Genomic DNA, 13,651 nt, shown 5'->3' with positions numbered 1-13,651 from the left:
CGGCAGGGGCCTCAGAGCGAGGACCCCTGCCGAGCCTGGCGGAACTGACCTGCGGGGTTGGTCCCGCAGGAAATTACTTGGCCTTCTCGAGGATCTCGACGACGCGCCAGCGCTTCGTCGCGGACAGCGGCCGGGTCTCCATGAGGAGGACGCGGTCGCCGACACCCGCGGCGTTCTGCTCGTCGTGGGCCTTGAGCTTGTTCGTACGGCGGATGACCTTGCCGTACAGCGCGTGCTTCACACGGTCCTCGACAGCGACGACGACGGTCTTGTCCATCTTGTCGCTGACGACCAGACCCTCACGGGTCTTACGGAAGCCACGGGCTTCGGTGTTCTCAGTCACGTTGCTCTCGCTCATCAGGCGCTCTCCACCGTCTCGATGCCCAGCTCGCGCTCACGCATCAGGGTGTAGATCCGCGCGATGTCCTTACGGACGGCCTTCAGCCGGCCGTGGTTCTCGAGCTGACCCGTCGCCGCCTGGAAGCGGAGGTTGAACAGCTCTTCCTTGGCCTCGCGGAGCTTGTTCAGAAGCTCCTCGTTGCCCAGCTCGCGCAGCTCGGACGCCTTGGTACCGGCCGACATCACGCTTCACCTGCCTCGCGCTTGACGATCCGGCACTTCATCGGCAGCTTGTGGGCCGCACGGGTCAGCGCCTCACGGGCGATCTTCTCGTTGGGGTACGACAGCTCGAACATCACACGTCCGGGCTTGACGTTGGCGATCCACCACTCCGGCGAACCCTTACCGGAACCCATGCGGGTCTCGGCGGGCTTCTTGGTGAGGGGACGGTCCGGGTAGATGTTGATCCAGACCTTGCCGCCACGCTTGATGTGACGGGTCATCGCGATACGAGCCGCCTCGATCTGGCGGTTCGTGACGTAGGCCGGGGTCAGCGCCTGGATGCCGTACTCGCCGAACGCAACCTGCGTCCCACCCTTGGACATACCGCTGCGCTTCGGGTGGTGCTGCTTGCGGTGCTTGACCCTACGGGGGATCAGCATGACGGTCAGGCCTCCGTTCCGGTGCTCTCAGCCGGAGCGGCGGCGGGGGCCTCGGCCTTGGGGGCCTCGGCACCGGCAGCCTGCTGCGGCTTGCGACCGCGCCGCTCGCCACCGCGGCCACCACGGGCCGGGCGGTCGGCACCACCGCGCGCCGGGCGGTTACCCGCACGGGCGGCAGCGTTCTCGGCGCGGACCTCGGCGATGTTCTTGACGTCGCCCTTGTAGATCCAGACCTTCACACCGATGCGGCCGAAGGTCGTCTTGGCCTCGAAGAAGCCGTAGTCCACGTTCGCGCGGAGCGTGTGCAGGGGCACGCGGCCCTCGCGGTAGAACTCCGAGCGGGACATCTCGGCGCCACCGAGGCGGCCACCGCACTGGATCTTGATGCCCTTGGCGCCGGCCTTCATCGCCGACTGCATGCTCTTGCGCATGGCACGGCGGAAGGAGACGCGGGAGGAGAGCTGCTCGGCGACGGCCTGGGCCACCAGCTGAGCGTCGGTCTCGGGGTTCTTGACCTCGAGGATGTTCAGCTGGACCTGCTTGCCCGTGAGCTTCTCGAGGTCACCGCGGATGCGGTCGGCCTCGGCGCCACGGCGGCCGATCACGATGCCGGGACGAGCGGTGTGGATGTCCACACGCACGCGGTCACGGGTGCGCTCGATCTCCACCTTCGAGATGCCGGCGCGCTCCATGCCGGACGTCATCATCCGACGGATGGCGACGTCTTCCTTGACGTAGTCCTTGTACAGCTTGTCGGCGTACCACCGGGACTTGAAGTCCGTGGTGACACCGAGCCGGAACCCATGCGGGTTAACCTTCTGGCCCATTACCGGGTTCCTTCCTTGCTGCTGACGACCACGGTGATGTGGCTGGTCCGCTTGCGGATCCGGTAGGCACGGCCCTGGGCGCGCGGACGGAACCGCTTCAGGGTCGGGCCCTCGTCGACGTAGGCCTCGGAGATGAAGAGGCTGTCGGCGTCGGTGTGGTCGTAGTTGTGCGCGGCGTTGGCGATGGCGCTGTCGAGCACCTTGCCGACCGGCACGGAGGCTGCCTGCGGAGCGAATCGCAGAACAGCCTGAGCCTCCGTGGCGTCCATGCCACGGATAAGGTCCACCACGCGGCGGGCCTTCATGGGCGTGACGCGGATGTACCGCGCCTGGGCCCTGGCTTCCATGGTTGTCCCTCTCAGTTACTTACGTGTCTGAATGCGATCCGCTACTAGCGGCGCTTCGACTTCCGGTCGTCCTTGACGTGGCCGCGGAAGGTGCGGGTCGGCGAGAACTCGCCGAGCTTGTGGCCGACCATCGACTCGGTGACGAACACCGGGATGTGGGTCTTGCCGTTGTGCACCGCGATCGTGTGGCCCAGCATGGCCGGGACGATCATCGAGCGACGGGACCAGGTCTTGATGACGTTCTTGGTGCCGGCTTCGTTCTGGACATCCACCTTCTTGATCAGGTGGTCGTCGACGAAGGGCCCCTTCTTCAGGCTACGCGGCATCTCAACCCGTCCTTAGCGCTTCTTGTTCGTCTTGCGGCGGCGGACGATGTACTTGTTCGACGCCTTCTTGGGCGAACGAGTACGGCCTTCCTTCTTGCCCCACGGGGACACAGGGTGGCGACCACCGGAGGTCCGGCCCTCACCACCACCGTGCGGGTGGTCGACCGGGTTCATCACGACACCACGGACGGTCGGGCGGACGCCCAGCCACCGCTTGCGGCCGGCCTTGCCCCAGTTGATGTTGCTCTGCTCGGCGTTGCCGACCTCGCCGATGGTGGCGCGGCAGCGCGCGTCCACCATGCGGATCTCGCCGGACGGCATACGGAGGGTCGCCATGGCGCCCTCACGGGCGAGCAGCTGCACCGAGGCACCCGCGGAACGGGCGAACTTGGCACCGCCACCGGGACGGAGCTCGATCGCGTGGACCGTGGTACCGACCGGGATGTTGCGGAGGGCCAGGTTGTTGCCCGGCTTGATGTCGGCCCCGGGACCGTTCTCGACGCGGTCGCCCTGCTGGAGGTTGCGCGGGGCGAGGATGTAGCGCTTCTCGCCGTCGGCGTAGTGCAGCAGCGCGATGCGCGCGGTGCGGTTGGGGTCGTACTCGATGTGCGCGACCTTCGCCGGCACGCCGTCCTTGTCGTGACGACGGAAGTCGATCACACGGTAGGCGCGCTTGTGTCCGCCACCCTGGTGGCGAACGGTCACACGACCGGCGTTGTTACGGCCGCCCTTGCTGTGCAGGGGACGGACCAGCGACTTCTCCGGCGTGGACCGCGTGACCTCGACGAAGTCGGCGACGCTGGCGCCACGACGGCCCGGCGTAGTCGGCTTGTACTTGCGGATTCCCATTTCTCAGTCCTCGTCCGATATCGGACGATCCGACCCGCTTACGCGGTCGGACCGCCGAAGATGTCGATACGGTCGCCCTCGGCGAGGGTCACGATCGCGCGCTTGCTGCCGGCACGCTGACCGAAGCCGGTCTTCGTGCGCTTGCGCTTGCCCTGGCGGTTGATCGTGTTGACCCCGGTGACCTTGACGTCGAAGACCGCCTGGACGGCCTGCTTGATCTGGGTCTTGTTGGCGTTCGGGTCGACGATGAACGTGTACTTGTTCTCGTCGATGAGCGCGTAGCTCTTCTCCGAGACGACCGGCTTCAGCAGGACGTCACGGGGGTCCGTGTACGACTTGCTCAGCGGGGTCGCGACGGTGTTCTTGCCCTCGGTGGCGTGGCGACGCGCCTTGGCGACGCGCGCGGCCTTGGCGGCCTTGGCGGCCTTCGAGGCGATAGCGGGGTGACGGATAGCCATCAGGCCTCGCTCCCTTCGGTGTCATTGGCCTTCGGGCCGGACACGAAGGACTCGAACGCGGACTGGGTGAAGACCACGTCGTCCGAGACGAGAACGTCGTACGTGTTCAGCTGGCCCGGCTCCAGGATGTGGACCTGGGGCAGGTTGCGGGCGGACAGCCACGCGGCCTCGTCGGCGCGCTCGACGACCAGGAGCAGGTTCTTCCGCTCGCTGATCTTGCCGAACAGGCTCTTCGCGGCCTTCGTGGAGACCGCACCCTCGACCACGCCGGAGACGACGTGGATGCGGTTGTGACGCGCCCGGTCGGTGAGGGCACCGCGCAGGGCGGCGGCCTTCATCTTCTTCGGGGTGCGCTGCGAGTAGTCACGCGGCACGGGACCGTGCACGACGCCACCACCGGCGAACTGCGGCGCGCGGGTCGAACCCTGACGGGCGCGACCGGTGCCCTTCTGGCGGTACGGCTTCTTGCCACCACCACGGACTTCACCGCGGGTCTTGGTCTTGTGCGTGCCCTGACGGGCCGCGGCCAGCTGCGCGACGACGACCTGGTGGATCAGCGGAACGCTGACCTTGGCGTCGAAGATCTCCGCGGGGAGCTCGACGGAACCGGCCTTCTCGCCCGCCGGCGAAAGGATGTCAACAGTGCTCATCGGTTACCTCAGGCCCCCTTGGCCGCGGTGCGGACCAGGACGAGGCCGCCGTTCGGACCGGGAACCGCGCCCTTGATGAGCAGCAGACCCTTCTCCGCGTCAACGGCGTGGACGGTCAGGTTCTGGGTGGTGACCCGCTCGTTGCCCATGCGACCCGCCATGCGGAGGCCCTTGAACACGCGGCCCGGGGTGGCGCAGCCACCGATGGAACCGGGCGAGCGGTGCTTGCGCTGGGTGCCGTGTCCGGCGCCGAGGCCACGGAAGTTGTGGCGCTTCATGACACCGGCGAAGCCCTTGCCCTTGCTCTTGCCGGTGACGTCGACCTTCACGCCGGCCTCGAACACCTCGGCGGTGATCTCCTGGCCGAGGGTGTACTCGCTGGCGTCAGCGGTACGGATCTCGACGAGGTGACGGCGCGGGGTGACGTCGGCCTTGGCGAAGTGGCCCTTGAGGGGCTTGTTCACCTTGCGCGGGTCGATCTCGCCGAAGGCGATCTGGACCGACTCGTAGCCGTCGACGTCGTTGGTACGGACCTGGGTGACGACGTTGGGGCCGGCCTTGACGACGGTGACCGGAACAACACGGTTGTTCTCGTCCCACACCTGCGTCATGCCGAGCTTCTCGCCCAGGATGCCCTTGATCTGCTTAGCCATTCTCAGCCCACCAGCCTCAGAGCTTGATCTCGATGTCGACACCGGCCGGGAGGTCGAGTCGCATCAGAGAGTCAACGGTCTTGGGGGTCGGGTCGAGGATGTCGATCAGGCGCTTGTGCGTGCGCATCTCGAAGTGCTCGCGCGAGTCCTTGTACTTGTGCGGCGACTTGATGACGCAGTACACGTTCTTCTCAGTGGGCAGCGGCACCGGGCCCGCGACCGACGCACCAGTGCGGGTCACCGTCTCGACGATCTTCTTCGCCGAGGAGTCGATGACCTCGTGGTCGTAGGCCTTGAGCCGGATGCGGATCTTCTGTCCCGCCATGGCTACTCAGTAGTCCTGTCTCTTCTAACGCTCCGGAACCCGATGTCCCGGACCTTCCCTCTCCGACCCACGCGGTCGGGTGTGTCGCTCTCCCGCTGACACGGATGCCCCTTGTCCGAACATCCCTGCGGGATCACGCACGGCCCTTCCGGAAACCGCGGACCGGGGACCTCGGGCCCACCGGGCGCCTGGCCGGTGCCGCGCCCACGCTTCCCGGAAGATTCCCGTACGTCCGTCCCAGCGCTGCCCGAAGGCAGTTAGGACGACGAGTACTGTGGGACTCGCTTCCGGTCCTCCCGGCGGGAGGCGCGCAGCATCAACACTCGACCGAGCAACTCGGACAGTCTGCCATATGGGGCAGGCCCGATGCCAATCGAGCCGAAGAGATTACCCCGGGAGTGACGTAGGTCAAACCCGGAGCCGCGGCCGGTGGAGACGCCGCGGCCCCCGGGTCGCCTCGCCCCCGGACCGCCTTCGCCGCCCGCGCCGCCGAAGACCCGGACGCCGGCCTCCGGAACCCCCGGGCGCCGCCGGCACCGGCCGCCCGGCCCCTCCCCCACCGGGACCCGGCGCACCGTGCTCCGGTGTCCCGGGCCGTCTTCCCCCAGGGGGAAACAAGGGTGAAAGGACCCCGCCAAGCCCCACCCCTCCCGCCCGTGGCGCCCCGCTCACTCGCCCGGGTGAACATCACCGGCGCGACTGGATTCCGGGCCGGTCGCCTGCTCTACGCTCGGCGCGACACCACGGCAGACATGCGACGGCCCTCGCCGGGACTAGCGATCCCAGTGCGAGGGCCTGACCACCGAGGAAGGCAACTCTTCCCGATGGATACCCAGCACCCTAGCGTGCCCCCGCGCGCCCGGTCCCGCTTTACGGGCAACACGCACCCGAACCGGGGCCGTCACACCGGCGGGCTCATCCACGAGCACACCCGCCACAACGACCGCTTCACGGTGATCGGCAACCACCTCACCCAGCACCCGGACCTCTCGCTCCTCGCGATCGGCCTGGGCTGCCACATCCAGTCGCTGCCGCCCGGCGCCCGCATCGACATCAAGTCCCTCGCCGCCCGCTTCACCGAGGGCGCCGCCCGGATCGCGGGCGCCCTGCGCGAGCTGGAGGACCACGGCTATCTGCGCCGGGAGCGGCAGCGGATCCCCGACGGCCGGATCGTCACCCGGACGATCTCCTGCAACCAGCCGGGCCGCCGCGCCGGCGCGTCCGAAGCGGCGCCGTCCGGGCCCCCGGCCCGCCGTACGGCCACCGCGCCGCAGCCGCGGCCCGCGCGCCGCGCGACCCTCCCCGCCGTGCCGAAGCCCGCGTACCCCGCTCCCGCCCTGCTCCAGGCGGCCGGCGACCTCCTCGCCGGCCTCCGCCGCACGGACCCGCGCCTGCTCCTGTCCGCCACCGACACCGAGCACCTCGCACCCGGCGTCGCGGCCTGGCTGGAGCGGGAGGTCACCCCCGGCGCCATACGCCACGCGCTCACCGGCGACCTGCCGCCGGAGCCCCTGGTCCGGCCGGCCGCCCTGCTGGCCCACCGCCTGGCGGCCAGGATCCCGCCCCTGCCGCCCTTCCGCGCGCCCGAGGCGCCCCCGGCCGTCCGGCACCCGCTGCGGACCTGTGAGGGCTGCGAGCGCGCCTTCCGCGCGCCGGAGCCGGGCCGCTGCCGCGACTGCCGGACGGACCACCGAAACCACCCGACAGAGTGACCGCGCCCGCCCTTTCGGCGGGCCTTCCGGCGGGTCCGGGTCGTTCTTCAGCGGGTCCCGGCCGTGTCGCGCGCCGTCGCCGGCGCCCGGCCCGGGAACGCCGAAGAGGCCCGCACGACCGGAGTCGTACGGGCCTCTCCTAGGTCAGAGGACCTCGAAGCAAGCGGAACTTACTTCGTGATCTTGGTGACCTGGCCGGCGCCCACGGTGCGGCCACCCTCACGGATGGCGAACTTCAGGCCCTCCTCCATGGCGACGGGCTGGATGAGCGACACCGACATCTCGGTGTTGTCACCCGGCATGACCATCTCGGTGCCCTCGGGGAGGGTCACCACGCCGGTCACGTCCGTCGTACGGAAGTAGAACTGCGGGCGGTAGTTGTTGAAGAACGGCGTGTGGCGGCCACCCTCGTCCTTGGACAGGATGTAGGCCTGGGCCTCGAACTCGGTGTGCGGGGTGACCGAGCCCGGCTTGATGATGACCTGGCCGCGCTCGACGTCCTCGCGCTTGATGCCACGGAGGAGCAGACCGACGTTCTCACCGGCCTGGCCCTCGTCGAGCAGCTTGCGGAACATCTCGATGCCGGTGACCGTGGTGGTGGTCTTCTCGGTCTTGATGCCGATGATGTCGACGGTCTCGTTGACCTTCAGGACACCACGCTCGATACGGCCGGTGACGACCGTACCGCGACCGGTGATCGTGAAGACGTCCTCGATCGGCATGAGGAACGGCTTGTCGACGTCGCGCTCCGGCTGCGGGATCGACTCGTCGACGGCCTTCATCAGGTTGAGGACGGAGTCCACCCACTCCTGCTCGCCCTCGAGGGCCTTCAGAGCGGAAACCTTGACGACCGGGACGTCGTCGCCCGGGAACTCGTACTCGGAGAGGAGCTCACGGACCTCGAGCTCGACGAGCTCCAGGATCTCCTCGTCGTCCACCATGTCGGCCTTGTTCAGGGCGACGACGATGTACGGAACGCCGACCTGGCGGGCCAGGAGCACGTGCTCCTTGGTCTGCGGCATCGGGCCGTCGGTGGCGGCGACCACGAGGATCGCGCCGTCCATCTGCGCGGCACCGGTGATCATGTTCTTGATGTAGTCCGCGTGACCCGGGCAGTCGACGTGGGCGTAGTGACGCGCCTCGGTCTGGTACTCGACGTGCGCGATGGAGATGGTGATACCGCGCTGACGCTCCTCGGGCGCCTTGTCGATGTTGTCGAACGGGGTGGCCTCGTTCAGGTCCGGGTACGCGTCGTGCAGCACCTTGGTAATGGCGGCCGTGAGGGTCGTCTTACCGTGGTCGATGTGACCGATGGTGCCGATGTTGACGTGCGGCTTAGTCCGCTCGAACTTCGCCTTCGCCACTGGGGTCCTCCTGTGGAGTGGTTCTGTACGCCTTACTTCATCGGCGCCAGGTGATCTTTGCTGTTAAAGCCCGGAACCGGCGGGGCAGACATCCGACGGATTTGCGGCTGTTTGCCCCTGGAGGCTCCGGAGTCAAGCCTAAAGCGTGGGAACGCGGTGCGTTACTCGCCCTTGGCCTTCGCGATGATCTCCTCGGCGACGTTCCGCGGAACCTCGGCGTAGGAGTCGAACTGCATCGAGTAGCTTGCGCGACCCGACGTCTTGCTGCGGAGGTCGCCGACGTAGCCGAACATCTCCGACAGGGGCACGAGGCCCTTCACGACGCGGGCACCAGCCCGCTCCTCCATGGCCTGGATCTGGCCACGGCGGGAGTTGATGTCGCCGATGACCTCACCCATGTAGTCCTCGGGCGTGGTGACCTCGACGGCCATCATCGGCTCAAGGAGTACGGGCGAAGCCTTGCGCGCGGCCTCCTTGAAGGCCTGCGAACCGGCGATCTTGAAGGCGAGCTCGGAGGAGTCGACCTCGTGGTAGGCACCGTCGTGCAGGATCACGCGGACACCGGTCATCTCGTAACCGGCGAGGATGCCGAACTGCATGGCCTCCTGCGCACCGGCGTCGACCGAAGGGATGTACTCCTTCGGGATGCGACCACCGGTCACCTTGTTCACGAACTCGTACGAGGTGTCGCCACTCTCGATCGGCTCGATGCCGATCTGCACCTTCGCGAACTGACCGGTACCACCGGTCTGCTTCTTGTGCGTGTAGTCGACGCGCTCGACGGCCTTGCGGATCGTCTCGCGGTAGGCCACCTGCGGCTTGCCGACGTTGGCCTCGACCTTGAACTCGCGCCGCATCCGGTCGACCAGCACCTCGAGGTGAAGCTCGCCCATACCGCCGATGACGGTCTGGCCGGTCTCCTCGTTGGTGTGCACCTGGAAGGAGGGGTCCTCCTCCGCGAGACGCTGGATGGCGACACCCAGCTTCTCCTGGTCACCCTTGGACTTGGGCTCGATCGCGACCTCGATGACCGGCGCCGGGAAGTCCATGGACTCCAGGATCACCGGGTTCTTCTCGTCGCTGAGCGTCTCACCGGTGGTGGTCTGCTTCAGGCCCATGACGGCGACGATGTCGCCGGCGCCCACCGACTCGATCTCCTCACGCTTGTTGGCGTGCATGCGGTAGATCTTGCCGATGCGCTCCTTGCGGCCCTTGACGGAGTTCAGCACGGCGGTGCCGGACTCCAGGCGGCCGGAGTACACGCGGACGAAGGTGAGCTTGCCCAGGTGCGGGTCGCTCATGATCTTGAACGCCAGCGCCGAAAGCGGCTCGTCGTCGGACGGCTTGCGCTTGACGACCTCCTCCGGGTTGTTGACCGCGTGGCCTTCGATGGCCTCGATGTCGACCGGGGAGGGCAGGTAGCGCACGACCGCGTCGAGCAGGGGCTGGACACCCTTGTTCTTGAACGCGGTACCGCAGAACACGGGGGTGACGGTGACGCCGTCGCCCTTGCCGGAGGCGATGGTGATACGACGGATCGCGGCGTACAGCTGCTCCACGGAAGGCTCCTCGCCCTCCAGGTACAGCTCCATGATCTCTTCGTCGTTCTCGGCCACGGCCTCGATCAGCTTGCCGCGGTACTCCTCGGCAGCCTCGGTGTGGGTGTCCGGGATGTCGACGATGTCGTACATCTCGCCCTTGGTGGCCTCGGCGGACCACACGAAGGCCTTCATCGTCACCAGGTCGACGACGCCCTTGAAGTCCGCCTCGGCACCGATCGGCAGCTGCATGACGATCGGCTGCGCGCCCAGGCGGTCGACGATCATGTCGACACAGCGGTGGAACTCGGCACCGGTGCGGTCGAGCTTGTTGACGAAGCAGATACGCGGAACGCCGTAGCGGTCCGCCTGACGCCACACGGTCTCGGACTGGGGCTCAACGCCGGCGACACCGTCGAACACCGTCACGGCACCGTCGAGCACGCGCAGGGAACGCTCCACCTCGACGGTGAAGTCGACGTGACCCGGCGTGTCGATGATGTTGATGGTGTGGTCGACGTCCTCCAGCGACCAGTGACAGGTGGTGGCAGCAGAGGTGATCGTGATGCCACGCTCCTGCTCCTGCTCCATCCAGTCCATGGTGGCAGCGCCGTCGTGGACCTCACCGATCTTGTAAGACACACCGGTGTAGAACAGGATCCGCTCGGTGGTGGTCGTCTTGCCCGCGTCGATGTGGGCCATGATGCCGATGTTGCGCACCCGGGCCAGGTCAAGCGAAGTGGTAGCCATAAGGCTTCAGTCTTCTCTCGGTCTCGATGTGGACTGCGACTACCAGCGGTAGTGCGCGAAGGCCTTGTTGGACTCGGCCATCTTGTGCGTGTCCTCGCGCTTCTTCACAGCGGCACCCAGGCCGTTGGAGGCGTCGAGGAGCTCGTTGAGCAGACGCTCGGTCATGGTCTTCTCGCGACGGGCACGGGAGTAACCGACCAGCCAGCGCAGCGCGAGCGTGTTGGCACGACCGGGCTTGACCTCGATCGGAACCTGGTACGTCGCACCACCGACACGGCGGGACTTGACCTCGAGGGTCGGCTTGATGTTCTCCAGCGCGCGCTTCAGCGTGATGATCGGGTCGTTGCCCGTCTTCTCACGCAGACCCTCCATGGCGCCGTAGACGATGCGCTCGGCGGTGGAACGCTTGCCGTTCAGCAGCACCTTGTTGATGAGGGAGGTCACCAGAGGAGAACCGTAGACCGGGTCGATGATGACCGGGCGCTTCGGGGCGGGGCCCTTACGAGGCATTCTTACTTCTCCTTCTTGGCGCCGTAGCGGCTGCGGGCCTGCTTGCGGTTCTTGACACCCTGGGTGTCGAGCGAACCGCGGATGATCTTGTAGCGAACACCCGGCAGGTCCTTCACACGGCCGCCGCGCACGAGCACGATGGAGTGCTCCTGCAGGTTGTGTCCCTCACCCGGAATGTAAGCGGTGACCTCGATCCCACTGGTCAGACGCACACGCGCGACCTTACGCAGGGCCGAGTTCGGCTTCTTCGGGGTGGTCGTGAACACGCGCGTGCAGACGCCGCGACGCTGGGGCGAACCCTCGAGTGCGGGCGTCTTGTTCTTCTCGACCTTGTCCTGCCGGCCCTTGCGGACCAGCTGCTGGATCGTAGGCACTACTTCTCCGGTTTCTGTGTGCCGAATAGGTACAGCTAACCTGGAACATCTCCGACCCACGCGGTCGGGTGTGTCGAATCCCGCGAACCTTCGCCGCGAGGCGGGAAGGGCGCAGATTACGGTGGCCGGTCGCGGCTCGCCGTGCGGTTCACAGGCACGCACAGGAGCCAGGGCACACCCCAGGCACAAGGTCTGAGCGTACCTACCTCACGGACTTCGGTCAAAACAAATGGAGCGGGCACCGACACGCCGGACTTGTCCCGGTTCCCCGATCCGGGTCCGTGGCCATTTCGCGCGGATCCCGCCCGACGCTCCGCATCCGGCCCGTCACGTCGGTACGTTGAGCGGTCGCAGTACCGCTTGGGGGGCGAGGATGGGATGACGGGGGACGCACCGCGCACGTCACCGCGGCAGACGCCGGACGAGACACCGGGGGACGACGGGCTGGGCGACCGGGTGCCGTTCCTGGCCCGGCTGGAGAAGCCGGACCGGGCCGCGCTGCTCGCGCTCGGCTCCGAGCTGGACTTCGCGCCCCGCGCGGTGCTCCTGCGCCAGCGGGAGCCCTCCTCGCACGTGCTGTTCGTCCTGCGCGGCTGGACGAAGGTCACGGCGGCGGCCGCCAACGGCTACGAGGCGCTGCTGGCCCTGCGCGGGCCGGGCGACGTCATCGGCGAGTCGGCGGCGCTGACCGGCCGGACCCGCTCCGCCACCGTGACCGCGCTGGAGGACGTACGGGCCGTGGCGGTCCACCGTGAGCGGTTCACCGCGTTCCTGACCGACTCCCCCGCCGTCTCCTTCGCCCTGCTCGGGCTCACCTCGGACCGCACCCGCGCCGCCGACCGGCGCCGGCTGGAGTTCGCCTCCATGACCGTCCGGGAGCGGTTCGCCACCCTGCTGCTCGACCTCGCCCGCACCCACGGCCGCGCCACCGGCGAGGGCGTCGAACTCTCCGTGCCGCTGAGCAAGCAGGAACTGGCCGGCTCGGTGGGCGCCTCCCGCGAGGCGGTGCAGCGACTCCTGAAGGACCTGCGCGAACGCGACGTGGTGCGCACCGGCCGCCGGGAGCTGGTGATCGTGCGGCCGGACGTGCTGCGCCGGATCGCGCGGGCGGAGACGACGGAGTGAAAGACCCGCACGCGGCGCCCGCGCCGGGCCCGCGCGCCCTCTGTGCACACGGTCACAGTCCGAGTGCGTCATCCGTCCTCACGCCCCCGAGGCCCCCCGCGCCACCCTGCTGACAGCGGACGGACCCCACGGTGACCACCGAGAGGCGAGCATGAAAGACCCTGTGAGCCGGACGATGCTCCTGCTCGACATCGAGAAGTACAGCGACCGGGACGACGTGGAGCAGGCGTACCTGCGGCGCGTCCTCTACGACATCGCCGACCGCGCCCTGGCCCGCGCCGGCATCGACGGGACGCAGCGGCGCCGGGCGGACCGCGGCGACTCCGTCATGGAGCTGATCGACGCCGCCGCGTCCGTCCCCGCCCTCCTGCGCGCCCTGCTCACCGAGGTGCCCGCCCAGCTGCACGGGTACAACCGGCTCGCCTCCAGCTCCGCCCAGATCCGGCTGCGCGGCGTGGTCGCCGCCGGGTACGTGGCCGTCGACGAGCACGGCGGCTGGGTCGGGTCCGACCTCAACCACGCCTGCCGGCTGCTCGACGCCCCGCTCCTGCGCGCCGCCCTGCGGGAGCGGGACAACGGCTTCGCGCTGTGCGTCTCGGAGGGCGTGCACACCGGCATCGTGCGCCACGACCACCACGGCGTCCCGGCCGCCGACTTCCACCCGGTGACCCTGACCAGCAAGAACGGCCCGCTGCGCGGCTGGCTCCACGGGCCGGTCCCGCGCGGCGGCGATGACCACGGTGACACGGGGGCGGGGGAAACCCCGGTGCCGGGAACGTCGGGGGACGTCCCGGCACCGGGGGCGCCGGCCGCACCGCGGCCGGCCCGGGAGACGCCCGCCC

Annotated in this window: 18 protein-coding genes; 3 read left to right on the top strand and 15 right to left on the bottom strand. The window is 68.4% G+C overall.

Annotated features, from left to right (window positions below; genetic code table 11):
• Positions 1–73: 73 nt before the first annotated feature.
• The 11 genes from rpsQ to rpsJ are packed head-to-tail and all read right to left on the bottom strand — an operon-like array spanning position 74 to position 5,436.
• A complete protein-coding gene (gene rpsQ, locus IF37_RS0122370) occupies positions 74–358 on the bottom strand; it encodes a 30S ribosomal protein S17 (protein WP_014674375.1) in 285 nt (94 codons plus the stop codon).
• On the bottom strand, positions 358–582 hold the full coding sequence (rpmC, locus tag IF37_RS0122365; protein ID WP_010036720.1) for a 50S ribosomal protein L29: 225 nt from the start codon (positions 580–582) through the stop codon (positions 358–360). The genes rpsQ and rpmC overlap by 1 nt, the downstream gene beginning before the upstream one ends.
• Entirely contained in the window at positions 582–1,001 is a 420-nt protein-coding gene (rplP, locus tag IF37_RS0122360; RefSeq protein WP_030745246.1) for a 50S ribosomal protein L16, read from the bottom strand. Before rplP ends, rpmC begins: the two co-directional genes overlap by 1 nt.
• 5 nt (positions 1,002–1,006) lie before the next feature.
• Entirely contained in the window at positions 1,007–1,828 is an 822-nt protein-coding gene (rpsC, locus tag IF37_RS0122355; protein WP_014674374.1) for a 30S ribosomal protein S3, read from the bottom strand.
• Positions 1,828–2,175, bottom strand: coding sequence for a 50S ribosomal protein L22 (gene rplV, locus IF37_RS0122350; RefSeq protein ID WP_003974262.1), 348 nt, complete (start codon positions 2,173–2,175; stop codon positions 1,828–1,830). The genes rpsC and rplV overlap by 1 nt, the downstream gene beginning before the upstream one ends.
• A gap of 44 nt (positions 2,176–2,219) precedes the next feature.
• Positions 2,220–2,501, bottom strand: a complete 282-nt coding sequence (rpsS, locus tag IF37_RS0122345) for a 30S ribosomal protein S19 (protein ID WP_003948639.1) — start codon at positions 2,499–2,501, stop codon at positions 2,220–2,222.
• A gap of 12 nt (positions 2,502–2,513) precedes the next feature.
• Positions 2,514–3,350, bottom strand: a complete 837-nt coding sequence (gene rplB / locus IF37_RS0122340; RefSeq protein ID WP_030745243.1) for a 50S ribosomal protein L2 — start codon at positions 3,348–3,350, stop codon at positions 2,514–2,516.
• Positions 3,351–3,388: 38 nt separating this feature from the next.
• A complete protein-coding gene (gene rplW, locus IF37_RS0122335; RefSeq protein ID WP_030745241.1) occupies positions 3,389–3,808 on the bottom strand; it encodes a 50S ribosomal protein L23 in 420 nt (139 codons plus the stop codon).
• Positions 3,808–4,458 (bottom strand): 50S ribosomal protein L4, encoded by a 651-nt coding sequence (gene rplD / locus IF37_RS0122330; protein ID WP_030745239.1) that lies wholly within the window; start codon positions 4,456–4,458, stop codon positions 3,808–3,810. Before rplD ends, rplW begins: the two co-directional genes overlap by 1 nt.
• 8 nt (positions 4,459–4,466) lie before the next feature.
• Complete coding sequence (gene rplC / locus IF37_RS0122325) at positions 4,467–5,111, bottom strand: 50S ribosomal protein L3 (RefSeq protein ID WP_014674369.1); 645 nt, start codon at positions 5,109–5,111, stop codon at positions 4,467–4,469.
• A 16-nt stretch (positions 5,112–5,127) separates the two neighbouring features.
• The gene (gene rpsJ, locus IF37_RS0122320; protein WP_003948644.1) at positions 5,128–5,436 is read right to left on the bottom strand and encodes a 30S ribosomal protein S10; all 309 of its coding nucleotides are present in this window, start codon (positions 5,434–5,436) and stop codon (positions 5,128–5,130) included.
• 824 nt (positions 5,437–6,260) lie between these two features.
• On the opposite strand from rpsJ, the gene IF37_RS0122310 reads away from it, so the two are divergent.
• Positions 6,261–7,148, top strand: coding sequence for a DNA-binding protein (locus tag IF37_RS0122310; protein ID WP_030745236.1), 888 nt, complete (start codon positions 6,261–6,263; stop codon positions 7,146–7,148).
• 170 nt (positions 7,149–7,318) lie between these two features.
• Here IF37_RS0122310 and tuf read toward each other — a convergent pair whose 3' ends face one another.
• From tuf to rpsL, 4 genes are all read right to left on the bottom strand, one after another.
• Complete coding sequence (gene tuf / locus IF37_RS0122305) at positions 7,319–8,512, bottom strand: elongation factor Tu (RefSeq protein ID WP_030745234.1); 1,194 nt, start codon at positions 8,510–8,512, stop codon at positions 7,319–7,321.
• A gap of 161 nt (positions 8,513–8,673) precedes the next feature.
• Positions 8,674–10,800, bottom strand: coding sequence for an elongation factor G (gene fusA, locus IF37_RS0122300; RefSeq protein WP_030745232.1), 2,127 nt, complete (start codon positions 10,798–10,800; stop codon positions 8,674–8,676).
• A 39-nt stretch (positions 10,801–10,839) separates the two neighbouring features.
• Entirely contained in the window at positions 10,840–11,310 is a 471-nt protein-coding gene (gene rpsG, locus IF37_RS0122295; RefSeq protein WP_003992340.1) for a 30S ribosomal protein S7, read from the bottom strand.
• Between the two features lie 2 nt (positions 11,311–11,312).
• Positions 11,313–11,684, bottom strand: a complete 372-nt coding sequence (gene rpsL / locus IF37_RS0122290) for a 30S ribosomal protein S12 (protein ID WP_003948652.1) — start codon at positions 11,682–11,684, stop codon at positions 11,313–11,315.
• A 378-nt stretch (positions 11,685–12,062) separates the two neighbouring features.
• On the opposite strand from rpsL, the gene IF37_RS0122285 reads away from it, so the two are divergent.
• Together IF37_RS0122285 and IF37_RS0122280 are read left to right on the top strand one after the other, a co-directional pair.
• Positions 12,063–12,809 carry a Crp/Fnr family transcriptional regulator gene (locus tag IF37_RS0122285; RefSeq protein WP_037856892.1) on the top strand — a complete coding sequence of 249 codons (747 nt, stop codon included), beginning with the start codon at positions 12,063–12,065 and terminating at the stop codon, positions 12,807–12,809.
• Positions 12,810–12,960: 151 nt separating this feature from the next.
• On the top strand, positions 12,961–13,651 hold a 691-nt coding region (locus IF37_RS0122280), incomplete at its 3' end, for a hypothetical protein (RefSeq protein ID WP_030745228.1).

The organism is Streptomyces sp. NRRL S-31, assembly GCF_000718775.1.
Classification (GTDB): Bacteria; Actinomycetota; Actinomycetes; order Streptomycetales; family Streptomycetaceae; genus Streptomyces.
This window is presented reverse-complemented; position numbering and strand designations above follow the sequence as displayed.